The sequence below is a fragment of the Thalassobacillus pellis genome, from assembly GCF_016908295.1.
In the GTDB taxonomy this organism is placed as follows: domain Bacteria; phylum Bacillota; class Bacilli; order Bacillales; family Halobacillaceae; genus Thalassobacillus; species Thalassobacillus pellis.
This window is the reverse complement of record NZ_JAFBDO010000001.1, coordinates 385,076-410,860: the sequence shown is the minus strand read 5'-3', so window position 1 is coordinate 410,860 and position 25,785 is coordinate 385,076. Positions and strand designations below refer to the sequence as shown.

The 25,785-nt window shown below is 45.8% G+C and carries 20 protein-coding genes; 19 read left to right on the top strand and 1 reads right to left on the bottom strand.

The features are described 5' to 3' along the window. Nucleotides 1-25 precede the first annotated feature (25 nt). The 17 genes from JOC33_RS02040 to JOC33_RS01960 all read left to right on the top strand — a co-directional run bounded on the left by JOC33_RS02040 (nt 26) and on the right by JOC33_RS01960 (nt 22,689). Nucleotides 26-670, top strand: coding sequence for a YesL family protein (locus JOC33_RS02040; protein WP_205090478.1), 645 nt, complete (start codon nt 26-28; stop codon nt 668-670). 7 nt (nt 671-677) lie between these two features. Beyond that, the gene (locus JOC33_RS02035) at nt 678-1,823 is read left to right on the top strand and encodes a Gfo/Idh/MocA family protein (RefSeq protein WP_239533940.1); all 1,146 of its coding nucleotides are present in this window, start codon (nt 678-680) and stop codon (nt 1,821-1,823) included. Between the two features lie 252 nt (nt 1,824-2,075). After that, nucleotides 2,076-2,699 carry a YesL family protein gene (locus JOC33_RS02030; RefSeq protein ID WP_205090477.1) on the top strand — a complete coding sequence of 208 codons (624 nt, stop codon included), beginning with the start codon at nt 2,076-2,078 and terminating at the stop codon, nt 2,697-2,699. Between the two features lie 211 nt (nt 2,700-2,910). Continuing rightward, the gene (locus tag JOC33_RS02025; RefSeq protein WP_205090476.1) at nt 2,911-4,221 is read left to right on the top strand and encodes an ABC transporter substrate-binding protein; all 1,311 of its coding nucleotides are present in this window, start codon (nt 2,911-2,913) and stop codon (nt 4,219-4,221) included. A gap of 76 nt (nt 4,222-4,297) precedes the next feature. Beyond that, complete coding sequence (locus tag JOC33_RS02020) at nt 4,298-5,254, top strand: carbohydrate ABC transporter permease (protein ID WP_205090475.1); 957 nt, start codon at nt 4,298-4,300, stop codon at nt 5,252-5,254. Further along, nucleotides 5,254-6,129: a carbohydrate ABC transporter permease gene (locus JOC33_RS02015; protein WP_205090474.1), complete on the top strand. Its 876-nt coding sequence runs from the start codon at nt 5,254-5,256 to the stop codon at nt 6,127-6,129. Before JOC33_RS02020 ends, JOC33_RS02015 begins: the two co-directional genes overlap by 1 nt. A gap of 112 nt (nt 6,130-6,241) precedes the next feature. Further along, nucleotides 6,242-7,267 (top strand): ROK family protein, encoded by a 1,026-nt coding sequence (locus JOC33_RS02010; protein ID WP_205090473.1) that lies wholly within the window; start codon nt 6,242-6,244, stop codon nt 7,265-7,267. A gap of 8 nt (nt 7,268-7,275) precedes the next feature. After that, entirely contained in the window at nt 7,276-7,875 is a 600-nt protein-coding gene (locus tag JOC33_RS02005; RefSeq protein ID WP_205090472.1) for an SIS domain-containing protein, read from the top strand. Between the two features lie 82 nt (nt 7,876-7,957). Next, nucleotides 7,958-9,469 (top strand): protein O-GlcNAcase, encoded by a 1,512-nt coding sequence (locus JOC33_RS02000; protein ID WP_205090470.1) that lies wholly within the window; start codon nt 7,958-7,960, stop codon nt 9,467-9,469. Then, nucleotides 9,466-10,785: an amylo-alpha-1,6-glucosidase gene (locus JOC33_RS01995; protein ID WP_205090462.1), complete on the top strand. Its 1,320-nt coding sequence runs from the start codon at nt 9,466-9,468 to the stop codon at nt 10,783-10,785. The genes JOC33_RS02000 and JOC33_RS01995 overlap by 4 nt, the downstream gene beginning before the upstream one ends. 51 nt (nt 10,786-10,836) lie before the next feature. After that, nucleotides 10,837-13,245 (top strand): alpha-mannosidase, encoded by a 2,409-nt coding sequence (locus tag JOC33_RS01990; protein ID WP_205090460.1) that lies wholly within the window; start codon nt 10,837-10,839, stop codon nt 13,243-13,245. 46 nt (nt 13,246-13,291) lie between these two features. After that, nucleotides 13,292-14,074 carry a DeoR/GlpR family DNA-binding transcription regulator gene (locus JOC33_RS01985; protein WP_205090459.1) on the top strand — a complete coding sequence of 261 codons (783 nt, stop codon included), beginning with the start codon at nt 13,292-13,294 and terminating at the stop codon, nt 14,072-14,074. Between the two features lie 183 nt (nt 14,075-14,257). Beyond that, complete coding sequence (locus JOC33_RS01980) at nt 14,258-15,277, top strand: Gfo/Idh/MocA family protein (RefSeq protein ID WP_205090458.1); 1,020 nt, start codon at nt 14,258-14,260, stop codon at nt 15,275-15,277. After that, nucleotides 15,274-16,341, top strand: coding sequence for a Gfo/Idh/MocA family protein (locus tag JOC33_RS01975; protein WP_205090453.1), 1,068 nt, complete (start codon nt 15,274-15,276; stop codon nt 16,339-16,341). Before JOC33_RS01980 ends, JOC33_RS01975 begins: the two co-directional genes overlap by 4 nt. A gap of 12 nt (nt 16,342-16,353) precedes the next feature. Next, on the top strand, nt 16,354-18,114 hold the full coding sequence (locus JOC33_RS01970; protein WP_205090451.1) for a glycoside hydrolase family 2 protein: 1,761 nt from the start codon (nt 16,354-16,356) through the stop codon (nt 18,112-18,114). A 40-nt stretch (nt 18,115-18,154) separates the two neighbouring features. Continuing rightward, nucleotides 18,155-19,546 (top strand): alpha-galactosidase, encoded by a 1,392-nt coding sequence (gene melA, locus JOC33_RS01965; RefSeq protein WP_205090449.1) that lies wholly within the window; start codon nt 18,155-18,157, stop codon nt 19,544-19,546. After that, nucleotides 19,546-22,689, top strand: coding sequence for an alpha-mannosidase (locus tag JOC33_RS01960; RefSeq protein ID WP_205090448.1), 3,144 nt, complete (start codon nt 19,546-19,548; stop codon nt 22,687-22,689). The genes melA and JOC33_RS01960 overlap by 1 nt, the downstream gene beginning before the upstream one ends. 58 nt (nt 22,690-22,747) lie before the next feature. Here the strand turns inward: JOC33_RS01960 and JOC33_RS01955 are convergent, their stop codons facing one another. Next, nucleotides 22,748-23,527: a phytanoyl-CoA dioxygenase family protein gene (locus JOC33_RS01955; protein WP_205090447.1), complete on the bottom strand. Its 780-nt coding sequence runs from the start codon at nt 23,525-23,527 to the stop codon at nt 22,748-22,750. 114 nt (nt 23,528-23,641) lie between these two features. Here JOC33_RS01955 and JOC33_RS01950 point away from each other — a divergent pair, with 114 nt between their 5' ends. After that, entirely contained in the window at nt 23,642-24,538 is an 897-nt protein-coding gene (locus tag JOC33_RS01950) for an AraC family transcriptional regulator (RefSeq protein ID WP_205090446.1), read from the top strand. Next, nucleotides 24,525-25,580 carry a family 43 glycosylhydrolase gene (locus tag JOC33_RS01945; protein WP_205090444.1) on the top strand — a complete coding sequence of 352 codons (1,056 nt, stop codon included), beginning with the start codon at nt 24,525-24,527 and terminating at the stop codon, nt 25,578-25,580. The genes JOC33_RS01950 and JOC33_RS01945 overlap by 14 nt, the downstream gene beginning before the upstream one ends. Nucleotides 25,581-25,785: the final 205 nt, after the last annotated feature.

The window sequence follows — 25,785 nt, the reverse complement described above, 5'->3', positions numbered from 1 at the left end:
CATCTTAGAGAAGGAGCTGTATATAATGGGATGGAAAAATGGATTGGTGCGCGTCTCCGAGTGGATCATGAAAATGGCCTATATTAATTTGCTGTGGATAGCATTTACATTGACAGGCCTGGTCGTTCTTGGATTCCTCCCCTCCACTGCAGCCATGTTCGCCATCATGCGGAAATGGATGAAGGGACAGCTGGGAAAGTCGATTTTCAAACAGTTCTGGGGCTTTTATAAGAAAGAATTCCTGAAATCAAATATTGCTGGACTAGGTCTTGTCATTGTCGGATATGTCCTTTATTTTGACCTGTTCATTTATGATTTCGGCCAGCAGCAGACATTGAAAATCCTCGTATTTATCCTGGCAGCCTTCTACCTTTTGACTGTAGCGTATTTCTTTCCGCTGTATGTCCATCACGAACTCAAATGGCATCAGTATATGAAGCTGGCGGTTCTGACTGCGTTTTCCTCCCCATTACGGGGCTTGCTTATGGTGTTTCTCGGCTATGGCATCTATTATTTGATGAGCATGTCCCCGGGGCTTCTGCTATTCTTCTATGGAAGTACCATCGCTTATCTGTGGCTGATGATATCTCTGCCTTTATTTGAAAAACTGGTTAAAAAGAGCGCAAAGTCTGATAAGCGGAATTTACAGTTCAAGCAAGGAAGGGCGTGAAGGTTACATGAAAAAAGAGGTACGAATCGGCATGGTCGGCTATCAATTTATGGGGAAGGCCCATAGCCATGCCTACAGGGATCTGCCATTCTATTTTGATGGGAAAATCAAACCTGTTTTGAAGGCAGTAGCCGGCAGGAAAGAAGCAGCCGTCAAAGATGCCGCCGACAGAATGGGCTGGGAGTCATATGAGACAGATTGGAGAAAACTGGTGGAACGGAAAGATATCGATGTGGTGGATATTGTTACTCCGAATCACACCCATGCCGAAATTGCGATAGCTGCAGCGAAGGCGGGCAAGCATGTCATCACGGAAAAACCGCTTGCGCTGTCACTGGAACAGGCGAAAGAAATGCATGAGGCAGTAAAGGAAAATAACGTCAAACACCTGATCTGCCATAATTATCGCTTTGCCCCAGCGGTTCAGTTTGCCAAAAAGCTGTTGGAGGATGGGCGCCTCGGACGTATCTATCATTTTCGTGCCAATTACCTGCAGGATTTCATTATGGATCCTGATTTTCCATTGATCTGGCGTTTAAAAAAAGAGGTATCTGGATCCGGGGCGTTAGGGGACATCGGCGCCCATAGCATTGACCTGGCCAGGTTCCTTATCGGGGAATTCGAGGAAATCGTCGGCACGACAGAAACATTCATCAAGGAACGTCCTGCCGGGGAAATGTCTGGTGGGCTGAGTGCTTCCTCGGATGCTTCCGGTTACGGGGAAGTGACCGTGGATGATGCTGTTGCTTTCATCAGCCGATTTGAAAACGGCACGCTCGGTACGTTTGAAGCAACAAGATTTGCCGGAGGAAACAGGAATAAAAACAAATTCGAAATCAACGGGGAAAAGGGCTCGCTTCGCTGGGATATGGAAGATATGAATAAACTTGATGTCTATTTTTCGGATGACGAGGAAGGACTTCAAGGCTTCCGCACAGTCAATTGTACGGAAGAAGTACACCCGTATGCCGGTGCATACTGGCCTGCTGGCCACATTATCGGATATGAACACACCTTTATTAATCTATTACATGCATTTTTTGAAGAGAGTGCTCCTTATCCTGATTTCGAGGATGGCGTAAAAAATCAGGCTGTACTCGAAGCAGTTGAAAAATCATCCGAACAAAGGCAGTGGGTTTCCGTTTCGAAGTAAAAGAAAAAATATAAAAGAATCGATTAAGGGATATCAGTCAATAACTGGATGTGGGTTGTTGCACGGTTATCCCTTGTCTTTTGTACATTAACGAGTTTTTCTGATCCTTTAAGAAAGTTTAATTTTGTTAAAGGATTAAAGTATAAGTAAAACGAAGGCTTTCGCCATAAGAACTTGGGGACAAGCCAAGTTTTTTCTATAGCGCTTCCGCTTTTGTTCCAATTATTCCACACCAGATGAGGAGTTTATAACATGATGCAACAACTAACTTCAACATTATCCTATATCGCACAGTGGATCACGCGAATTGCAATTTTGAATGTAATATGGCTGCTCTTTTCCTTACCTGTGATTACACTATTGCCTAGTACATATGCCATGTTTCAAGTCGTAAAAGTCTGGAATTCAGAAGATGTGGAAGTCCCAATTTTCCGTACATTCTGGGATGCTTTCAGGACAGGTTTTGGTCGAAGTTACCTCATTGGCTTACCGATTGTTATATGCGAGTTTATCCTGTTCATCGACTTCTTGTTTTTGCGCGCCCAGGAAGGTGAGGTAGCTCTTATCCTCACGTATGGGTTATTTGTCCTGTTTTTGTTATTTCAAATCGGTGCGATTTTTGCTGTCCCTGTTTATCAGACAAGTGATTTTTCGTGGTATAAATCATTCTTGGGCGGACTGGTTTTCGGCCTGAAAAACTGGTATTTGACGCTGATTGTTCTCCTTGGACTACTATTGTTGACAGGTTTGCTTTTATTATGGACTGGCCTCGGCATTTTGCTCGCTGGTGGTGCCAGCGCACAGCTCATCTACTATGTGTATTTCATTGGTGTGAGGCGTTTTGAGGCTTTTGAGCAGGAGAAGGTAGGTCAATAGTTTGGTTTGTTTGGACTTTTGTAGAATTTTCCTAAAATATTTAAAAAGTTGTCAGAAAATTGTTGACATTGTTACCGCTTTCAATAATAATAGATTTAAATCATACCAAATCCCACACAATAACAACTAAAAGATACATAAAACCACAAACGCGCAGCCAGAGGAACGGTGGGATAGGTCGATTAAATCTATCATTGGAAAGGGGAAAAATATGAAAAAGCAGTCATTGAAATTGTTTCTGGTACTGGTATTGATGCTCAGCACTGTGTTGACCGCTTGTTCCGGCAGTGAATCAGCTAGCTCAGAGACACCGAAAGAAGCAGAAGGAAAGGTAGTAGTAGATTTTTGGACGTTCTGGGGTTCTGAAACAAGAAGGCCGATCATCGAAAAAATCATTGATGATTTCAACAAATCCCAGGAAGAAATTTATGTCAAACATACTTACCTTCCGTGGGGAGATATCTGGACGAAAGAGCTTGCAGCAGTTGCAGCAGGAAACCCTCCTGATGTGGTCATCAATGATATCAATACAGTGAAACACCGTGCCACAAAAGAACAAGCGGAGAACTTATCCGAGTATATCACGGATGAAAACTTTAAGGACAAGTTCTTCCCTGAACTTTGGAATACCGTCTTGTATGAAGGAGATCCATACGCGGTACCGTTCAACACGGATACAAGGGTTTTATTCTATAACAAAGATATGTTCAAAGAAGCAGGCCTTGATCCGAACCAGCCACCGGAAACATGGGAAGAGGTCGAGCAGTATGCAGAAAAGCTTACTGTCAAAAACGGCGACCGTTATGAGCGGATCGGTTTCTACCCATTATGGAACGTAGGTGCTGACCTTTGGATGCTTAACGCAGATGGTGAAGCTTACTTGAATAAAGATAATGAAGTGGTCATCGATGGGAAAGCAAACGTGGAAGCCCTTAAGTGGATCAACAGCTTTACAGAAAAATATGGCCGTGACACGGTAAACCGTTTCAAAGCCGAGTTCGGTAACCAGCAGGCACACCCATTCCTGGCTGGAAAGATTGCGATGTTTACAGATGTAGCGACTTTCTATACCCAGATCCGGGATTACGGCGGGGACATGAATGTTGGCGTTGCTAAACTTCCAGCGAGAGAAGAAGGATCCGGACATACAAGCTGGGGCGGCGGCTTCGTAGCGGAAGTTCCTAAAGGTTCGGACACCCCTGAAGAGGCAGTGGAATTCATTAAGTACCTGACTGGAAAAGAGGCACAAAAATATTGGGCAGTCAAAAACTTTGACAATGTCGCCAACATTGCCGGAGCAGAAGCGGCAGCTAAAGAGTTGGAAGGTTTAGATAAGAAAGTTTACGAATTGGCAGTCGAGAACATGGATAACACCGTATTGACGCCTATTCCGTTGGCTGCTCCAGAATACTTGAACACCGTCAACCCTATCGTGGAAGAAGTCTTGCTCGGCACCAAATCTCCAGAGGAAGCTCTGGCAGAAGCGCAGAAAAAAGTGGAGGAGTTAGTGAAGCAGAACTAATAGCAGAAAGTTGCATCATGAAGGAGTGGCTAGAATTAGTCCACTCCTTCCTATTTACTTCAAAGGAGATGGAAAGATGGAAAAAGTAGAAAGGACTGCTATCTCTAAAACGAAAACCAAAAAAGCCCACAAGCATATGACTATCCAGCGGAAAGAAGAGCTGCAGGGTTTTGTGTTTTTGACACCATGGATCATTGGTTTCTTGTTTATTACAGCCGGGCCGCTGCTGTTTTCGCTTTACGCCAGCTTCACCAACTACGATGTCACGTCACAAATGGAATTCATTGGATTTGAAAATTACATAAAAATGTTCACACAGGATTCCTTATTCTGGACATCGCTGTATAACACTCTTTATTATGTCGCCTTTTCTGTACCCTTGACTACTGCAGGGGCCGTACTGCTTGCGGTTCTGTTGAACCAGGGCGTGCCTGGAATGAGGTTCTACCGGACGATTTTCTACCTGCCTGCAGTCCTGTCCGGCGTCGGCGTTTACTTGCTTTGGATGCAATTACTTGCTCCATCGACTGGTCTTATCAACACATTGCTCGCTTTCGTAGGCATTCAGGGACCTGCATGGTTATTTGACCCGCAATGGACGAAGCCGGCTTTGATTTTCATGAAACTTTGGAGCCTGGGCGGAGGAATGCTTCTTTATTTAGCCAGCCTTCAAGGTGTCCCGAAAACGTTATATGAAGCAGCAGAAATTGATGGAGCGAATGCGTTTCACCGTTTCCGTCACATTACCTTGCCGATGATCACACCAGTCATTTTCTTTGATCTTGTGACCAGCCTCATCGGTGGGTTCCAGGTTTTCCAGGAAGCATACGTTATGACAGAGAGTGGTAACGGTGGGCCTGCTAATTCCCTTGTTTTTTTCAATCTCCACATGTGGAACAACGCCTTTGAATCGTTCGACATGGGATATGCCATGGGAATGTCCTGGGTGCTGTTTGTCATCATCCTGATTCTGACGCTGATTAATATCAAGCTCGCTCCTCGGTGGGTACATTATGAAGGGGAGGATAAATAATGAGTACATTTGCCGATAAAAGATCAAGTTACTTCCAGAGTGTGAAAGTACGAAAAAGAATCATGCAGATAGTGGTCACAACAATTCTTATATTGGGAAGCCTGCTAATCCTGTCGCCTGTTTGGTGGATGCTTGCAACATCCCTTAAATCCATGCGGGAAATCATGCAATTCCCGCCGACTTTCATACCGGAGGATTTCCATTTCCAGAACTATGTGGAAACGTGGAAGTCAGCTCCCTTCACCCGCTATACGCTGAATACACTTTTCATTACAGCATGCTGTGTCATCGGGAGTGTTTTCTCGAATTCCTTTGTAGCTTACGGATTCGCTAAAGTGAAGTTCCGGTTCAAAAACGTCCTGTTCGCACTGGTTCTCGCCACCATGATGATTCCAGGTTTCGTTACGATGATTCCGCAGTATATCGTATTTTCAAAACTGGGCTGGCTGAACACCTACCTGCCCCTCATTGTGCCATCATTGTTCGGAAGCGCCTTTTTCATCTTTCTGCTCCGTCAATTCTTTCTGACGATTCCGAATGAGCTGATCGAAGCGGCGAAAATCGATGGAGCGAACCACTTCTATATTTGGTGGAAAATTGCTGTTCCACTGGCAAAGCCCGCTATTGCCACCGTTGCGATCTTTTCCTTCAACGGAGCCTGGAACGACTTTCTTGGGCCTTTACTCTATGTTAATGATGAGTCTCTTTACTCTTTACAGATCGGCCTGCAGGTGTTCAAAGGGGAAATATCCACTCAATGGAACTACCTGATGGCAGGTTCTTTGATGGTACTTCTTCCGGTAATCGTGCTGTTCTTTATCTTCCAGCGCTACTTTATTGAAGGCATGAACATTACTTCAGGAAGTAAAGGTTAATACTTTTTAGTACGTTCGGAAAGTATACATTTTTTTAACGTAAAAGTCCCTCAACCAAGTGACGCATCCACGTTAAGAAAGTGTGAATCATAGGTTTTTAAGGAGTGGCCATATGAGTGACCGTGCACAACTCGGGTATGCCAAGACAATGTCTGCGGCTGAACAAAAGACGAGCGAATACACTCCATATGCAGCCGGAATTGATATTGGCGGTACCAAAACACTTGTCGGGTTAGCAGATAGAGCGGGCAATGTGAAAATACACCGCCAATTCCCTACCAATCCGGAATCTGATCCAGAGGCACATTTGTTGAAGGCTGTCGAGGCTCTCAACTTATGCCTGGGAGCACTCGGTGCGGATATAAAGTCACTTATCGGCATCGGTGTCAATGTGCCGGGCCTTGCCGATCCGTCTGCGGGAAAGTTGGTTTTCGCTCCATTCCTTGGCTGGAGAAACGTTAACGTCCGATCATTCCTTCAGGAAAAATGGCCGGAAATCCCAGTGGAGGTCGCCAATGATGTCAATGCTTGTGCCGGTGGTGAGCAAAAGTTTGGAAAAGGAAAGTATTACGACAGTTTTCTGTGGGTGACGATCAGTACAGGAATTGGCGGCGGATTAGTTATTAATAATGAGGTCGTTGCAGGTGAGCATCAGCTTGCAGGGGAAATCGGCCATGTGATGGTCGACTGGGATAAAGGATTGCCTTGTGGCTGCGGAAATAATGGCTGTCTTGAGGCGCATGCCTCAGGCACAGCAATTACACGGGCTGCTGCCACTGTCATACGAAACGAGCCAGAGTCGTCACTTGCCCGATTTTTTAAAAATGGACAAAGAGAACTTTCAGCTGAAAGTCTTGCCAATGCTGCCAGACAAGGTGTGCCTGAAGCGATCGATATTTATGAACAAGCAGGAACGTACCTTGGGAGGGCATTCTCCTATTGTATCAACATCTTCAATCCAGGCGCAATCATCATTGGAGGAGGGGTAAGTCTTTCTTTCGACCTTTATGAATCAGCAATAAGACGGATTGTGACTGAAGGGGTGATTGATGACTGTAACAAAACGATTCCTATTATTACGACTGGGCTCGGCTACCAGGCTGCTCTTGTTGGTGCTGCCAGCCTTGTAATGGGTTAGGAGGAGAAATGGTGTTTCGGGATTATTACCAGACGTATAAAAGGGACTTCATAGAAACAGTGGACGGGCTTGATTTTGAGAAAATTGCAGCTCTTTATGCGGAACTGGACAAAGTGCTAACTGCAGATAAACAAGTGTTTGTAATCGGTAATGGAGGAAGTGCTGCCACTGCCGCTCACTGGGCATGTGATTTTGGCAAGGGAGTGAATGTAGCTGACAGCAAACGCTTTAAGGTGACCAGTCTGGCGGATAACATGGCTTGGGTATCTGCTCTCGGAAATGACATCAGCTATGGAGCAATTTTTGTCGAGCAGCTGAAAAACCGCCTCGATCCAGGCGACCTTTTGATTGGCCTGTCCGTGTCCGGTCAATCGGAAAATGTCAGCAATGCGCTTGCATTCGCCCAGGAGAAGGGAGCTGCCACAGCTTCTCTTATCGGGAACAGACAAGGGAAAATGAAGGACTATTCGGACCTCGCCATTGTTATTCCTTCAGATGATTACGGGATTGTCGAGGATGTCCATATGTTCGTCAATCATGTCATTTCCCAGTACATAAGGAAAAAACACGAAACATCACAAGATCAGCCCCAAACCACCAGACCTTGAAATCCGAACTTTAATGGTTGGTATGGGCAGAGTTATTAGGAAGCTTCCATGGTCTAATTATATTGTTATTAAGGGAAGGGAAATGACGAGACTCCTACGGGAAAGTAAGCAAAGCGAGACCCCGCGCGCGAGGAACGAGCGGAGGGTGCTTGCTGCTTACCCTTGGAAAGCGTTGTTTCCTGACCTCTTATCTGGCTGGTATTGCAGACAAATTTTAAATATGAAAGGAGTAATTATGGATACACCATTTGAAATAAGAGGCGTCATTGAAGGGTTCTACGGCAATTTTTATACATTTCCGCAAAGAAACGATATGATTCAGTTTTTGGGAGAACAAGACTTCAATCTCTATATTTACGGTCCTAAAAATGACCGGCTCCATCGTAATCATTGGCGGGCTCCGTATCCGGACGAAGTGATGGAGCGATTCAGGGAAACAATCCAGATCTCCAAGGAAGCTGGCATCGAATTCTGTTTCTCTCTGGGCTCAGGGGTATCGATGAATTATGCCTCCCAGGAAGATATGAATATCATCAAAGCAAAATTCCGTACTTTTTACGATATTGGGGTACGGACATTTTGCATTTTATTGGATGATATCTCATCGGAATTCCGTTATGAAGAAGAAAAGCAGAAATTCCGATCCTATGCAGAGGCCCATCAGTTCGTCTGCAATGACTTATATGATTGGCTGAAATCGCTTGATCAGGACTGCAGTCTGATGATGTGTCCGACTGATTATCATGGCAGCTCTCCGTTCAGCAGTTATATTCATGAGCTCGGCGATGGACTGTATCCCGAAGTTGATATTTTTTACACAGGACCGGAAATCTGTTCACCGACAATGCCTGCAGATGAAGTCGATGCTTTCGGAAACGCCGTCAAGCGACAGCCGATTATTTGGGATAACTATCCCGTCAATGATCTCGCTATGCAGCCGGAAATGCACATCGGGCCGATTACTGGAAGGGGAAGTAATTTGACACAGGCGAGTAAAGGGTTTGTCATCAACACGATGATCGAGCCAGAAGCATCAAAAATCCCACTGCTGACGTTCGCTGATTATTTTCGTGATCCTGTTCATTATGTGCCCTGGGATTCTTGGGAAAAGGCATTACAGAAAATTGCCGGAGATTCCTCCCCTTACTTAAGGAAATTTGCCGAAAACTCGCTCCATTCCTGTCTCGGGTTTTCAGAGGCGGAAAAGCTTGAACATTTAACGGACAATGCCTTCCATCAACTGCAGGCAGGGAAACCTGTATTAGGCAACCGGGCAGTTGATGAGCTGGAGGATTATTTACAGGAAGTGGATGCTGCATGCTATCATCTGAAGAATTTCATGGGTAATTATGAGCTCCGTAATGATCTTTTGCCTTGGATCGATCTGCTCGGGGAATGGTACTGGGTCGGTCAGCGCTCTTTGAACATTTTGAAGGCAACCGAAAGAAACGAGCCGTATGCTAAGACATTGAACCAGCTTGAGGAATCTTTGGAAAAGGTGAAAAGACATCCAAAACGGATAGCCGGTACTATTTTACTGCCGCTGGCTGAGTGGGCACTTAAGAAAGTGCATCATGAGGAGGTTGCAAAATGACTGAATTAACGAAAAAAATTTTAATCGAAAAAGGACGACAGAAAGCAGAAGAAAAACTGATATCCAACGGAGGAGAACTCGGCTTGTTAGGGTCCAATCAAGCCTACCAGCAGGTTTGGGCCAGAGACAGCATGATCTGCGGGTTCGGACTGCTGCTCTGCGAAGATAAAGAAGGGGCAGCCATACATAGGCGTTCCCTGGAAACACTGCGCAAGTTCCAAACGGATCTCGGAAAAATTCCGCACAATGTCGGTTTTACCAATGTGGATGACCCTGCTTTGATCGCTCACGGAGGCAAGCTTGAGGTAGGGGGAAGCGAAGGCCACGCCATTGAAGACAGCATCCATGCCGGGTGTGTCGATGGAAACCTCTGGTACATCATCGGTCACTTTTATCAATATGAAATCACTGGCGACCTGGAGGAACTGCGGGAAGCATGGCCAAGCCTGGAAAAAGCACTGCTGTGGCTCCGTTATCAGGATTCCAATGAGTGCGGTCTGTTAGAGGTTCATGAAGCTATGGACTGGGCTGATTTGTTCGCTAACCGTTATAATGTCCTGTTTGATAACGTGCTGTATTATGCCGCGTGGGAATCCATGGGGAAAATGGCTGATGCTCTTGGACTTGGCGGGGAATTTTATTTTGAAAATGCGAAAGACGTCCATAAGAAGATCAATACCCTATTATGGGTCGGTCCAGAAGAGCCGAATGATTATGACTGGATTTCAACGGAGCGTAAGGAATGGCTCTATCCGCTGAAAAGGGTGGAAACTGAGCTTGTAGAGCGTCCTTTTTATCTGCCGTATATGGCATTCCGAGATTACGCCGATCGTTTTGACACGCTCGCAAACCTTCTGGCCATCATTTTCGGGGTGGCTGACCAGGAAAAGGCTGATAAAATCCTGGATTATATCCATGGATGCGGCCTGAATGAACCATTTCCTGTTCAGGCATTGTATCCGGTGCTTTATCCAGGTGACAAGGACTGGCGCGATTATTACCGAGTCAGGAACCTCAACCAGCCGCATCATTACCATAATGGTGGTGCCTGGCCATTTATCGGGGCTTTCTATGTAGCTGCACTCATAAAGGCAGGAAGACGAAATGAGGCGGAAAAGCAGCTCGAGCGTTTGGCTGAAATGAACAAAACCGGCAAACAGGCGGAGTGGGAATTCAATGAATGGTTTCATGGCCAATCTGGACGGCCGATGGGTTACGGTGGCCAATCATGGTCCCTGGCGATGTATCTCTTCGCCGAGCATGCAGTAGATAAAGGTGAAGTGAATGTTTTTCAGCACCATTTCCCACTTAAGTAAACAGTGATATTTGATAGGAGAGGATCAATAGTGAAAGAAGGAAGGTTACACATGATAGGCAATGCCCATTTGGACCCGGTGTGGCTTTGGCAATGGCAGGAAGGCTTTCAGGAAACAAAAGCGACGTTCCGGTCAGCACTGGATCGGATGAACGAATATGATGATTTTGTTTTCACTTCCAGTTCTGCAGCCAATTATGAATGGGTGGAAAATAATGACCCCGAAATGTTTGAGGAAATCAAACAGAGGATTAACGAAGGCAGATGGGAAATCGTTGGGGGCTGGTGGGTCCAGCCGGACTGCAACATTCCGGGCGGGGAATCATTTGTCAGGCAGGGATTGTACGGGCAGCGTTATTTCAAAGAAAAGTTCGGCGTAACCGCTAAAGTAGGCTACAACGTGGATAGCTTCGGTCATCATGGTATGCTGCCGCAAATTTTGAAAAAAAGCGGAATGGATCAGTATATTTTTATGCGGCCGAACCCACAGGAAAAAGGTCTGCCGGGAAGGCTGTTCTGGTGGGAGTCAGATGATGGATCCCGTGTGCTTACCTTCCGGATTCCATTTGAATATTGTACCTGGGGAAAGGAACTGGATAAGCATGTTAAGCGGAATGCCGGGGAGTTGACCAAACCTTTTGATGAGCTGATGTGTTTTTACGGTGTCGGAAACCACGGCGGTGGCCCGACTGTTGAAAACCTCGAGAGCATCAACCGTTTGAATGAAGACCCCGAATTTCCTGAATTAGTACTCAGCACCCCGAATCGCTTTTTCGAACAGCTGAGTAAAAGGGATTTGCCATATCCGGTCGTCCATGATGATTTACAGCATCACGCGAGCGGCTGTTACGCCGTTCATTCCGGCATCAAAAAATGGAACCGGCAGGCAGAAAATATGCTGCTGCAGGCAGAAAAATTTTCTGCTGTTGCCAGCTGGATAACAGGTCAGCCTTATCCGAAAGAATACGACCGGGCATGGAAAAATGTTCTGTTCAACCAGTTCCATGACATCTTGGCTGGTACCAGTCTTCAAGTAGCTTATGATGATGCCCGAGATCTCCATGGAGAAGCGATGTCCATCGGCAGCAGAGGACTGAATTATGCGATTCAATCCCTCTCATGGAAAATTGGGATTGAGCAGGAGGAGGGCATGAAGCCGATCGTTGTGTTCAATCCACATTCTTGGCCAAGTAAAGTTAACGTTGAACAGGAAGTTGGGGGATGGAAGCCGGGTGATATTCTCACCGATGAGGAAGGTAAGGAAGTAGCCATGCAGACAGTCCAGTCGTGGGCGACGTCAAATGGCAGGAGCAGAATCAGCTTTATTGCCGATCTTCCGCCGCTTGGTTACAGAGTGTATAAGCTGAAGAAAACAGACATCCAGGAAAGGTCTGGCGACAAAACTGTCCAGGCAAGTGATCACCGGCTGGAAAACAACAATTTTAAACTTGAAATTGATCCAGAGACGGGATTTGTGGTCAGCTTGTATGATAAAGACGCCCAGGTGGAGCTATTTGAACAGCCTGCTGCAAGGCCGGTTGTCATGGAAGATGTCAGCGATACCTGGTCCCATAATGTGCTTCATTTCAATAAGAAATGCGGAACCTTCCGGGCAAAAAGTGTAAAGCGAGTAGAGCATGGTCCAGTAAAATCAGTCATCCGAGTTGAAAGTGAGTACCAGAAGTCAACGATAGTCCAGGACTTTACGATGTACCGGGAGCTTAATCATATCGATGTCCACGTAACCGTCAACTGGCAGGAACAGTTCAAGGCATTAAAATTGATGTTCCCGGTCGATCTGATTTTCCGGAAATCCACTTACGAAATCCCTTATGGGCATATTGTCAGAGAAAATAACGGCGAGGAAGAGCCTGGTCAGAGCTGGATTGACACCTCAGGCACTCATCCTGGTACAGGCGAATCCTATGGCTTAAGCATTTTGAATGACGCCAAATACAGCTTCGATATCCATGGTAAAGAGCTGGCAGTTACAGTGCTGCGAAGCCCGATTTTTGCGCATCATGACCCAAAACAACCGTCAGCAGATGAACATTATGCCTTCGTCGACCAGGGAATTCAGACCTTCACCTACACCTTGCTTCCCCACAGGGACAGCTGGGAGTCAGCAGGAACAGTAAAACGGGCAGCCGAACTGAATCAACGGCCGACCACGATCATTGAAACCTATCATGATGGCCCGTTGAAGCAGAAGGATTCTTTTTTACATGTTGAAATGGACAATATCATAGTCAGTTCAGTGAAACAGGCGGAGGAAAATGATGACTTGATCATCCGGGCGTATGAAACCTCCAATAACGGCACGATGGCGACCATCCATTTGCCGAAGTGGGACAGGGAAATTACTGCGAAGTTCAAACCTTGTGAAATCAAAACTTTCCGAGTACCAAAAGATGCCGGGGAGCCGATAGTAGAGACCAATTTATTGGAGTGGACGGATTAAACGTCATCTTTTGCGGGGCGCATGATGGAGATGGAGGCTGATACAGATGATACTGGTCGAGAGAAGGAACAAAATCAAACATATCCTTAAGGAAAAACGCAGTGTCAAAGTTGCAGATTTAGTTAAAGAATTTAAAGTTTCCGAGGAAACAATCCGGAGAGATTTAAGCTCGTTGGAAAAAGACGGATTGGTCCAGAAAAACTACGGAGGAGCAATTTTAACCGAAGATCTTTCCATGGATTTTTCCCTGATTCCTCCTGTCGGACAACGGCAGTTTCACTTTTCAAAGGAAAAGGACAAAATCGGGAAGGCTGCTGCCGAGCTGGTTAAGGACAATCAAATCGTCATTATGGATGCTGGTTCGACCACCTGGTACAGTGCGAGGCATCTGAAAAACGTGGAGAACCTGATGGTCATTTCCAACGCTTTGAATGTGGTGGAAGAAGTAAGCAAGAACGATAGCATATCGATTTATTTGCTCGGGGGAAAGCTGAAGCGCAACTCCATGAGCGTTTTCGGACCCCAGACAGAAACTGAACTGGAAAAATACAACGCTGATTACGTATTCTTAGGAACGTCAGGTATATCAAAAAACCAAGGCTTTACCACCTCTGACCTGTACGAAGCGGAAATCAAGCAGGCGATGGTCGCCGCCGGAGAAAAGAAAGTGCTGCTCGCCGATCATAGTAAACTGAAACGGCCTGGACTTATTTCGTTTTGTTCGTTTAGCGATATCGATATTTTGATCACAAGCGAGCTTGCAGACAAGCAAGTTTTGAAGGCAATTGAAAAATGCGGCGTTGAAATAATCGTGTGTGAAGTTGATTGAATAACGGCTGAAGTAGGGAGCAGAGAAATCAGCGGACGCGCCAAAGATACCAGGCAGAAGCGCAGTAATGTTACCGTACAGGCAAGTGTGCAAACAAATTCCGAGACAAGTTAACAAACCTGTAACATCGGTTCCGCTCTCAGGAAAATGAGAATTATAATTATATAGAAATGGAGTGATCCAATGCTTAATATCGCTTTGTTAAGTAAGTGGCATGTACATGCGGAAGATTATGCGGCTCAGGCTGCCAGGCATCCTGAACTGAAGATCCAAGTTGTGTGGGATGAGGACACGGAAAGAGGAAAAGCCTGGGCGGAAAAGCTGGGTGTCCCGTTTGAAGAGGATCTCAACACCATATGGAAAGATAACGGAATCGACGGGGTTATCGTTGATACGCCAACTAGTGTCCATAGAGACATACTGCTTGAGGCGGCTAATCACGGCAAACACATTTTCACGGAAAAAGTACTTGCCTTGACTGTAAAAGAGTGCGATGAAATTCAGGAGGCTGTCCGGAAAAACGGTATACAGCTGATGGTTTCCCTGCCAAGACTGACAGAACCTTATTATCTTTACGCACAAGCGGCTGTTGATGAAGGCCTGCTCGGTGATTTGACCTCCATCCGGTGCCGTATGGCTCATAATGGGGCGGTCCCGACAGCCACACATCTGAATGGATGGCTGCCAGAACACTTTTTCAATGAAAGTGAAACAGGAGGCGGAGCGCTGATTGATCTGGGGGCACATCCTATCTACCTGCTGAACCGGCTGGCAGGAAAGGCTAATGCCGTTACGGCAAGGCTGAACACTTATTATCAGCGAGGTGTGGATGACCAGGCTGTTGTGATTGTGGAATATCAATCAGGGGCGCTTGGTGTAATAGAAACCGGGTTTGTATCGAGCGGAAGTCCTTTCCAGCTGGAGCTATACGGAACAGAAGGCTCCCTATTGATCGAAGAGGATAAAGTACGAATCAATAGTAAAAAAACAAGAGAGGAAGGATGGCATTATCCTGCCGACTTACCAGAAGCGCAAGCCTTGCCGATTGAACAATGGGTGGATGCCATCCTTAATAACAAAGAACCTTCCATCCAGAATGAGGATGCCCGCCAGCTGACGTGGATCAACGAAGCGGCAGCACTTTCCCATGAAAAAGAAAGCAGAATCACCAGCAAACAAATGGAAGGAGTCTTGAACCAATGAGTGAAAAACTGAAAGTAGGAATCATCGGGGCTGGCGGCATTGCCAGCAACGTACATCTCCCCAACTACATAAAGCAGGGGGATAAAGTGGAAATAACAGCTGTCGCAGATGTAGTTAAGGAAACTGCAGAAGCATGCGCGGAGAAGTTTTCTATCCCTTATGTCTATACGGATTACGAAAAAATGCTGGAGGAATGCGAGCTGGATGCTATCAGCGTGTGTACGCCAAACAAATTCCATGCTGCAGCAGCCATCGCTGCTCTCCAGGCAGGCTGTCACGTTCTGTGTGAGAAGCCGCCTGCTATGAATGTGGCGGAAGCGACGGCAATGGCGGAAACGGCAAGGAAGCACGGCAAAATCCTTACGTATGGCTTTCATTTTCGCTTTGCACCTGAAATTATGGCATTGAAGCGATTCACAGCTGCAGGAGAACTTGGAGAGATATATGCAGCAAATATCCGTGCAGTCCGCAGACGGGGGATTCCTGGCTGGGGGGTATTTACCAATAAAGAGCTTCAGGGGGGTGGACCGCTGATAGATATCGGTGTCCACATGCTTGATGCGGCCCTTTACTTAATGGATTATCCTGAACCGGAATCGGTTTTTGGTGCCACCTATCAGAAAATCGGTAACCGTAAAGGGGTCGGACTGATGGGAGATTGGGATTGGGAAGGCTTTTCCATCGAGGACATGGCAAGGGGGATGATCCGCTTTAAAAATGGAGCCAGCCTTATACTGGAATCTGCCTTTGCCGCAAACGTAGAGAAAAACGATGTGATGAATGTGTCGTTGATGGGTGACAAAGGCGGAGCCGATGCATTCCCGTTGAAAATCTACCAGGAAAAACACGATTCCTTGATTGATATCTCCCCGGCATATTTACCGAAAAAAGGCTATCATGAGCTGGAAATTGAAGGCTTTGTGAATAGCTGCCTGACCGGGGAAGCACCGATCAGTACACCGGGACAAGGAGTGGTGATTCAGAAAATCATCAATGGATTTTATGAATCAGCGGAGACCGGGGATGCGGTGAAAATGGACGAAATTGCACAGGTCAAGTCATAAAGGAGAGCGTATATGAGACCACGTGCAGAACATTCAAGGCCGGATTTCAAGCGGAAAAATTGGCTGAACTTGAATGGCGAATGGAACTTTACTTTTGATGACAAGGATCTTGGCCTTAAAGAAAAATGGTTCAGAAGCCATAGTTTCCCCAGCAAAATCAATGTCCCATACGCCTTCCAGACAAAACTGAGCGGGATTGAAGACACCACTTTTCACGATGTTTTCTGGTACCACCGGAAGTTCGAAGTCCCGGAGCAGTGGGAGAGAAATCGGGTTCTCCTTCATTTCGGCGCCGTCGATTATCGGGCGGCCGTCTGGGTGAATGGGGAATTCGCCGTTTCCCATGAAGGGGGCCACACTCCTTTTTATGTGGATATTACGGACTTATTGATCGGAAATGAAAATGATCTTGTCGTTCGTTGCGAGGACTTCTCCACCGATTTGGAGCAGCCACGCGGCAAACAATTTTGGGAAGAAAACTCAAAAGATATTTTTTATACGAGGACAAGCGGAATATGGCAGACTGTCTGGCTGGAAAACGTTGGCATGTCGCATCTTCAGCGGCTTAAACTGACGCCTGATACCGAAGCAGGGACAATTTGTGCTGAATACGTCATTGATCATCCGTCCCCTGATCAGCTAATCGAGATGGAAATTACCTTCAAAGGACAGCATATCGCCAGCACCACTGTCCAAGTGGAACAAATTCCAAATAAAGCTGTACAGACGATAACACTGGAGGATTTCCAGCGTGGGGAAGGAAAGCACTGGAGTCCGGAACAGCCAAACCTCTACGACATGACCATTCGTTTGACAAAAGCTGGAGAAGTTCTCGATGAAGTTTCCACCTATTTTGGGATGAGGAGTATCACCATCCAGGACGGCAAGGTTCTTCTTAATGGCGCTCCTTACTATATGAAATTGGTACTTGATCAAGGCTATTATCCGGAAAGTTTATTGACTGCTCCGGATGAAGCAGCTATCAGAAAGGACATTGAGCTGACGAAAGCGATGGGCTTCAATGGGGTCCGTAAACACCAAAAAGTAGAAGAACCGCTGTACTTATACTGGGCGGATAAAATGGGGCTGCTCATCTGGGGAGAAATGGCCAACAGCCACACCTATTCTGATCGATCGGTTGCCAGGATAACCTCCGAATGGCAGGAAGCCGTTGAGCGTGATTACAACCATCCATCGATTGTCGTCTGGGTACCGCTTAATGAAAGCTGGGGTGTGCCTCGTTTGAAAAAAGACCTTCGCCACCAGCAGCATGCGCTTGCGATGTATCATTTGACGAAATCGCTGGATGCTACCCGCCCGGTCATCGCCAATGACGGCTGGGAGCATGTTAAATCAGACATCCTTTCCATCCATGATTATGAAGGGGAAAAAGAAGTCCTGAAAAATCGTTATAAGTCCCTCGAAAGTATTTTGTCTTTCATGCCGAGTGATCGTCATCTGTACATACCTGGTTTTTCCTATGACGGGGAGCCGATTCATGTATCGGAATTTGGCGGGATTGCTTTTGAAAGTGGGAGTCAAAAAGGGTGGGGATACACATCAGCATCGAATGAGGAAGACTTTATCCGGCGCTATGAAGATGTAGTGAGTGCCTTATTGGAATCTCCGCTCGTACAAGGGTTCTGTTATACCCAGCTGACAGACGTAGAGCAGGAAATCAATGGCTTGCTCACTTATGACCGTAAGCCAAAGGCGGAATTGGATGAAATCAAAAGGATCAATACAGGAAATGCAAAGAATGTCCGTAAATAATCGGTTTGTCTCTTTGTTATAACAAAAGGAGCTGTCTCATGTGCTGAAAATCGCAATGATTGGAGCAGGGAGCCTGGAATTCACCCGCCGCTTGATGATGGATATCTTGTCCGTGGAGGAGTTTCAGGACACGGAATTCCGCCTGATGGATAAAAATCCGGATAATTTGTCTTTTATCGCTGGTCTTTGCAGAAATATGATTACGGAAAACAGCCTTCCAGCAACAGTTTTCGAAACAATGGATCAGAGAGAAGCCCTAACCGGTGCGGACTACGTGATTTGCACGATCCGTGTCGGAGGGTTAAGTGCCTATGAAAAGGATATAACCATTCCATTGAAATACAATGTGGATCAATGCGTAGGCGACACGATTGGTCCAGGAGGAGTTTTTTACGCCTTGCGGACCATTCCCGCATTACTGGATATTGCGGAAGATATGAGAGAAGTGGCGCCCCAGGCTCTTCTCCTGAATTATGCCAATCCAATGGCAATGAATACTTGGGCATTGCGCAGGGCTGGAGGCATTTCAGTTATCGGGCTCTGTCATGGGGTACAGGGAGGCTCACGATTGATCGCAAAAGCACTGGGTGTACCAGAAAAGGAATTGTCGATCACTGCAGCCGGAATCAACCATCAGACGTGGTATATCCAGGTCGATCATCAAGGAGAAGATATGATTCCAAATCTATATGAAACTTTTCAGAGCCATCCGGAAATTGTGGAAAAAGAGCCGTGCCGGATGGATGTGTTAAAGCGGTTTGGGTATTTTTCTACAGAAACTAACGGTCATTTAAGTGAATATCTTCCCTGGTATCGGAAACGCCCGGAGGAATTGGATCGCTGGATTGACCAGAGTGACTGGATAGGTGGCATAACTGCCGGCTACCTGGAGGATTGCAAAGCAAAAGATGGAGCGTATCGCAGGAAGGCTGCCAGCAGGAAGATCACACTTGGGGACAGGACGGATGAGCATGCTTCTTACATAATCGAAGCATTGGAAACTGGCAGGACATACCGTGGGCATCTTAACGTAGGGAACAATGGATATATTATGAACCTGCCTGGTGGAAGTACAGTTGAACTCCCCTGCTATGTTGATCAGACAGGAATCCATCCGGTTACAATCGGGAATCTTCCACTGCCATGTGCAGCCACCTGCCGATCCAGCATCAATGTTCAGGAAATGGCTGTAGAAGCGGCACTTCGAGGGGATAAAGAAATGGTGAAGCTTGCCGTGCTTCACGACCCGCTGACTGCCGCGGTTTGTAATACCGAAGAGGTTTGGCAGATGTGTGACGAAATGTTTGAAGCCCATGCCGCCTGGCTTCCGCAATTCAACGGGGAAAATCGTAAATGGAATGATATCCGCCAGCCAGATGCCGGGGTATTCACCAACAGATATAAACAGGAAATCAACGCATTTGAGGTGTAATGATGTTATTTACAGAAGAAAAAATTGCTAATCAATTACAGGAAATCAAACAGACAATCCACCGTAAAAAACAGGAAATACCGACGTTCAAATTTTTAGAAGGAGACTGCAAGGGAGCAGCGGCCATTGACTTTGACGACAAGGAATGGGCTGAATTTTCCGTCGGAGATTTCTGGGGCGGATATGACGTGGACGCCTGGTTCCGGGCGACCGTACCTGTTCCTGAATCCTGGAAAGATGAAAAGGTTTCGCTGCGGTTCCTGGTTGGCCCAAGGGATGGAGGTGGATCAACTGCGGAGACACTGTTGTATGTAAACGGTTCCCCCCTTCAAGGGATTGATGTCTGGCATGAAGAAGCATGGATTCCACCAGAGCATTTGAAACATTCATCGCTTCATATTGCGCTCAAGGCTTGGAGTGGCGTGCTGGATGTACCGGACCGACGTCGTTTCAAGAAAGCCGAGCTCGTCCTGATCGATGAGACGACAGAGAAATTTTATTATCTTGCGGACACGGTACGGAAAGCAATCCAGGAACTTGACGAAAATGATCTGCGCCGCTCGGAATTGGTGAAGCATCTCAATCAATCATTCCTTTTCATAGACTTTTTGAAAAAGGGATCAGATGAATACTATCAATCTATCGCTGAAGCCTATCGTTATTTAAAGACGGAAGTGGATAAGCTTGGCGAACTGGAAGAATTGAAACCCAAGGTCGTCGCACTTGGTCACTCTCATATCGATATGGCATGGCTATGGAGGCTTTGCCACACAAGGGAAAAAGCATCCCGGACCTTTTCAACCGTACTACACCTGATGAGGCAATATCCCGAGTACCGCTATATCCATACTTCTCCGCAGTTGTATCAATACTTGAAAGAGGATTACCCGGATATTTTTGAAAAAGTGAAAGAAAAGATCAGCTCAGGAGAATGGGAAATCACAGGTGGAATGTGGATCGAACCAGATACGAACGTTCCAAGTGGAGAGTCGCTGATCCGGCAGATTTTGTTTGGCAAACGTTTCATGAAAGAGGAATTTGGGGTCGAGACGAATGTTGTCTGGCTCCCGGATGTCTTCGGGTACACGTGGGCACTGCCACAGATTATGAAGAAAAGCGGCATCGAATATTTCATGACGACAAAAATCAGCTGGAGCCAATATAATCGTTTTCCGTATGATACCTTCAACTGGCGGGGAATCGATGGTACCGGAATTCTAACCCATTTCATCACTACGCCGGAAGACGACAGCGTGATTTATACCTATAACGGAATGGTTGAGCCGAGCAGTGTCAAAGGAATATGGGATTCTTATAAACAAAAGGACATTAACGATGAACTGTTGCTTGCTTTTGGATGGGGAGATGGCGGAGGCGGCCCGACGAAGGAAATGATCGAGTCCGCAAAAGCGATGAAAAACCTGCCAGGCATGCCTGAGGTGGAAATCGGCAAAGCCGAGCCATACTTTGAACGACTGGGAGAGCGGATGAAGAAAAAAGACCTGCCTGTATGGGATGGGGAACTTTATCTGGAATATCACCGCGGCACCTATACTTCTCAGGCAGCTTTGAAGAAAGCCAACCGGGAGGCAGAAATCATCTACCATCGCGCGGAGCTTTTCGGTGTCATGCATGATTTGTTGACAGGACAGCAGCATTACAAACAGGAAGAATTGAACCGTGGCTGGGAAAAGCTTCTTCTGAACCAGTTCCATGATATTCTTCCGGGCTCCTCTATCCGCCAGGTCAACGAGGACGCCAGGACTGATTATGCGGAAGTCCGAAATGCAGGGAAGAATGTCCAGGATGAGGCTGTTCACGGGATGTTAAATCAGGTGAAAACAGAAAAACGTGGAGTGGCTGTTTTTAACTCCCTTCCAATAGAGCGGAGTGATTACATCAGCCTGCCACTTTCCGAACATGTAACAGGAGAGACTGTCCTTGCCGGTCCGGGAGGCAAGGAAGCTAGTGGACAAGTTATCGAGGAAAACGGAGAACGTAAACTGTTAGTTAAAGCTGACTCCGTTCCATCGCTCGGTTATGAAACATTTACCTTTGAACATATAGCTCCAGACGAAACAAGCAGTGTGTCCGTCAGAAAAGATCATCTGGAAAATGACTTCTACCAGATCAAGCTGAACGCACAAGGCCAGATAATATCCATCTATGATAAAGAAAATGGCCGTGAAGTGCTGGCGGAACAATCGAGAGCGAATGTATTCCAGGCGTTTGAAGATAAACCGATGAAATTTGATGCCTGGGACATTGATTTGTATTACCAGGAAAAAATGCGGGAAATCAGCAACCTTACCAATACTGAAGTGATCGAAGAAGGACCGCTCCGGGGAAGTTTGAAACTAACGTGGAAATTCTATGATTCTACGATCGTGCAGACGATTCGCATTTACAAAGACTCCCGCCGAATAGATTTTGATACGGAAATCGACTGGCAGGAACAGCAGACCCTGCTGAAAACAGCTTTTCCGGTAGATATACGGGCTACGAGTGCAACCTATGATATTCAGTTTGGAAACATTGAGCGGCCGACGCACTGGAACACTAGCTGGGATTATGCCAAGTTTGAAACAGTCGGTCATAAATGGGTCGACCTGTCAGAAGGGAACTATGGCGTAAGCCTGCTGAATGACTGTAAGTATGGTCATGATGTAAAAGACAATGTGATCAGGCTGACCCTGATCAAGTCGGCAATCAGCCCGGATGAAACAGCGGACAGAGGCAGCCACTCGTTTACTTACAGCCTATTTCCGCACAGTGGCAGCTGGAAGGAAAATGGTGTGGTTGAAACAGCCTATGCATTGAATGATCCACTTCTTGGATATGAAGTAGCGCCTAACACGGACGGGAAACTGCCTATAGCCTATCAATTTGCTGATATTTCCCATGATAATGTCTGGCTGGAAACAGTGAAGAAAGAAGAGGACGGTCAAGCAGCAGTCATCCGGTTATATGAGTATAAACAGCATCGGAATCAGGATGTCAAAGTGCGCTTCGGGGAACAAATTAAGAAAGCAGTGGAATGTAATATGATCGAAGAAGAAATCGGGGAAGCAGACTATAAGGAAAACCAAATCAGCTTTTCCATCAAGCCCTACGAAGTAAAAACCTTTAAAATATGGTTCTAATGTAACTTTTTATTCCACCCCGGGAGAACCAAATATTGGTTCTCCCGGGGTGGAAAAATCAGGCTTGTTGGAGCATTTTTTGGATGTTGTATTCGCGGTAGGTTGGATTTTGACCACAGACCATGAGGCCCTGTCCCCAGTTGACGTGTTCATTGTTCACTGGCGGATCTTCCGGGTCGCGCAATTGGAACAGGACATTACGACGTGTCCGGTCACTGGTATTCGGCTTCGATCCATGAATGGTCAGGTAATTGAAAAATAACACATCACCGGCTTTGGCCGGACAAGCTTTTCCTTGATCAATCGGATATTCCTTCGCATCGAGGTAATGCTGTCCGCGATGAGGAATGGGGCCTTGATGATGGGAACCAGGAACGACATGGAGGCAGCCATTTTCCAAATCAGCATCATCTAGATGGACACTGGCAGCAAGCATTGTATGGTTTTTATGAGGGAAATACGGATAATCCTGATGCATAGGAAAGGCTGCACCATTTTCCGGCGGTTTGACCAGCATTTTTGAGTGGTGGAGCTGGACATTTGGACCAATCAATTCAGTTAAGATGGCATTCATGTTTGGATGAGACAAAGCAGCGGTGAAGGAAGCGTCCTGATAGTGAATATCATGAAATCCTTTCAGCACAAGCTTTTTTAATTCCCTTTTTGGCAGGTAATCTCCTTGCCAGGCATGATTCCGGTCTAATTCAGCCTCCGTGGCACGCTGGATAATCCCATCGACACCCTTTTGCATTCTCGTGACTTCCTCGTGGTTGAATACATTTTTCACAAGCAAATATCCATTCTCCTGGTAAAATGCTACATCCTTTTCCGAGATCATATGAAAACCTCCATTTTCAATTTGTTACTGTCCATTTTAAGAGAAATCGGGCTTGTCGGTCTTTAGATTTTCACGCCAGACCTTTGTACTTTTAGGACAAGGGAGGGAGACATCATGCTTGTCGGTGAAGATTTTAAAAAAGGGGAAAAGTTTCTGAACCAGCATATCAAATGGGTGCAGACTGCGGACACAGAATTTCAAATATATTATTGGGGTGCCATGGAAAAACATTACGATAACCCTGTACATAAGCATTCTTTTTTTGAAGTCTGTTATGTTCTGGATGGAGAAGGGACTTATATCGAAGATGGAAAAGTGTTTCCATTAAAAGAAGGCGTCGCTTTTTGTTCACGGCCATACAGACTTCATCAGATTAAAAGCAAATATGGCCTGACTCTTTTTTTTGTAGCATTTGACACTGGGGCAGGGAATAAAGGCAGCTGGAAAGAAGAATTGACCAAAGATAATGTGTTGGTGGAAACAGGTACAAGCTCTTCCATATCGTTCATTTGGGAAGCCCTTGTTATGGAAGCAGCCATCAGTTCTCACGACAATATTCCATTTGTCTCCCAATTGTCTGAGTCTTTGTTGCATGCACTTTACAAACAATTTACCAGGAGACCTTCCAATTCCCAACCAGGAACAGCCAATTATAATACGTCACTGATTTACAATGCGCAGCTTTTTATCAAGGATAATCTTTCTCAGCCTTATCGTTTGGAGGATGTCGCCAAATATTTGCATATTTCAGCTAGACACTTGTCCCGTCTATTTGTAAAGGAAAGCGGGGAGTCATTCTCTGCGTTTAAAAGGAAGGAACAAGTAAAGGGAGCTTCGGCACTTTTAGCGAAAACATCCTTGCCGATCAAGGAGATTGCCGAGAATACCGGCTTTCGGTCCGTACATTATTTTACAAGGGTTTTTTCCAGGGAGAAGGGTAAGACTCCTTCCATCTATCGAAAAGAATTTATCCAGCGAAGGGAATTAGAGGATAGAAATGAAAATAAGTAAATCGATATTATATGTTTTTTTGGCGGTGATTCTTATCGGTGTCCTTGGAACTGTGTTCGCACTTTCAAAAACTGCAGAAACAGCTCACTATACCAACCCGGTATTTGAACCCGTGCTTGCTGATCCTTCCGTCATCAGAGGAGAGGATGGATACTTCTATGCTTACGGGACGGAGGATGATTGGGGGGACGGGAAAGGTCCAAAGCTTGTCCCCATTGTAAAATCCAAAGACCTTACGAACTGGGAATATGTCGGAGAAGCTTTTGAAAAAAAGCCAACATGGAAAAATGTTGGCGGAATCTGGGCACCAGATATAGAATTTTTTAATGGGAAATATAAACTATATTACTCTTTATCCATTTGGGGCGATACGAATCCAGGAATCGGCGTAGCAACATCAGATACTCCCGTCGGGCCATTTGAAGACCAGGGACCGGTTTTTACAAGTGCAGACATCGGTGTCGGTAACTCTATCGATCCCATGGTTTATGTAAAAGAAGATGGAACACCGTATTTGTTTTGGGGCAGTTTCCATGGAATATTTGCGGTTGAACTTACTAAGGATGGTTTAGATGTTGCAGGAGAAAAGCGTCATATCGCAGGAAACGAGCTGGAAGCAGCCTATGTCATCAGACGCAATAATTCCTTTTATCTGTTTGGTTCGGCGGGCAGCTGCTGCGAAGGGGAGAAAAGCGGTTATCATGTAGTGGTTGGCAAGTCCGATTCTCTGCTTGGACCGTATGTTGATAAAGATGGAAATGGTTTGCTTCAAAGTAAAGGGACTCTGGTAATGACCGGAAATATGCCGAGTGAAGAAGGAAAGGTATTCGTCGGTCCTGGGCATACATCGGTGGTCAAAGATGATGAAGGTACGGATTGGTTAATCTATCATGCAATAGAATATGATGATTCCTATCTGCCAAATGGTGCAACCAGACGGCCATTGATGATCGATCCAATTATCTGGAAAGATGGATGGCCAACAGTGGAAGGGTTAGTTCCAAGTACTGAAAAGCAAAAAGCACCGGTATTTGATAAGTGACAGATAAGTCAAATTGATTGTGATAATGAAATATATATTGAAAGCTATTACTCTTGTATCTCGGAGGTACAAGAGTGTTTTTATTTTTAAGTAAAAGTTTAGTAAGCATATCTAGCATTTTAGATCGAATTTAGTAAAAAATAATAAGGATTAGAGAAAAATCATCCAAGATGAAATGGTAATTTAACAGCATTTACAAGCATAA

Coding starts and splice junctions, on each gene's coding strand:
- JOC33_RS02040 (WP_205090478.1), top strand. CDS start 26: ATGGGATGGAAAAATGGATTGGTGCGCGTCTCCGAGTGGATCATGAAA.
- JOC33_RS02035 (WP_239533940.1), top strand. CDS start 678: ATGAAAAAAGAGGTACGAATCGGCATGGTCGGCTATCAATTTATGGGG.
- JOC33_RS02030 (WP_205090477.1), top strand. CDS start 2,076: ATGATGCAACAACTAACTTCAACATTATCCTATATCGCACAGTGGATC.
- JOC33_RS02025 (WP_205090476.1), top strand. CDS start 2,911: ATGAAAAAGCAGTCATTGAAATTGTTTCTGGTACTGGTATTGATGCTC.
- JOC33_RS02020 (WP_205090475.1), top strand. CDS start 4,298: ATGGAAAAAGTAGAAAGGACTGCTATCTCTAAAACGAAAACCAAAAAA.
- JOC33_RS02015 (WP_205090474.1), top strand. CDS start 5,254: ATGAGTACATTTGCCGATAAAAGATCAAGTTACTTCCAGAGTGTGAAA.
- JOC33_RS02010 (WP_205090473.1), top strand. CDS start 6,242: ATGAGTGACCGTGCACAACTCGGGTATGCCAAGACAATGTCTGCGGCT.
- JOC33_RS02005 (WP_205090472.1), top strand. CDS start 7,276: ATGGTGTTTCGGGATTATTACCAGACGTATAAAAGGGACTTCATAGAA.
- JOC33_RS02000 (WP_205090470.1), top strand. CDS start 7,958: ATGACGAGACTCCTACGGGAAAGTAAGCAAAGCGAGACCCCGCGCGCG.
- JOC33_RS01995 (WP_205090462.1), top strand. CDS start 9,466: ATGACTGAATTAACGAAAAAAATTTTAATCGAAAAAGGACGACAGAAA.
- JOC33_RS01990 (WP_205090460.1), top strand. CDS start 10,837: ATGATAGGCAATGCCCATTTGGACCCGGTGTGGCTTTGGCAATGGCAG.
- JOC33_RS01985 (WP_205090459.1), top strand. CDS start 13,292: ATGATACTGGTCGAGAGAAGGAACAAAATCAAACATATCCTTAAGGAA.
- JOC33_RS01980 (WP_205090458.1), top strand. CDS start 14,258: ATGCTTAATATCGCTTTGTTAAGTAAGTGGCATGTACATGCGGAAGAT.
- JOC33_RS01975 (WP_205090453.1), top strand. CDS start 15,274: ATGAGTGAAAAACTGAAAGTAGGAATCATCGGGGCTGGCGGCATTGCC.
- JOC33_RS01970 (WP_205090451.1), top strand. CDS start 16,354: ATGAGACCACGTGCAGAACATTCAAGGCCGGATTTCAAGCGGAAAAAT.
- JOC33_RS01960 (WP_205090448.1), top strand. CDS start 19,546: ATGATGTTATTTACAGAAGAAAAAATTGCTAATCAATTACAGGAAATC.
- JOC33_RS01955 (WP_205090447.1), bottom strand. CDS start 23,527: ATGATCTCGGAAAAGGATGTAGCATTTTACCAGGAGAATGGATATTTG.
- JOC33_RS01950 (WP_205090446.1), top strand. CDS start 23,642: ATGCTTGTCGGTGAAGATTTTAAAAAAGGGGAAAAGTTTCTGAACCAG.
- JOC33_RS01945 (WP_205090444.1), top strand. CDS start 24,525: ATGAAAATAAGTAAATCGATATTATATGTTTTTTTGGCGGTGATTCTT.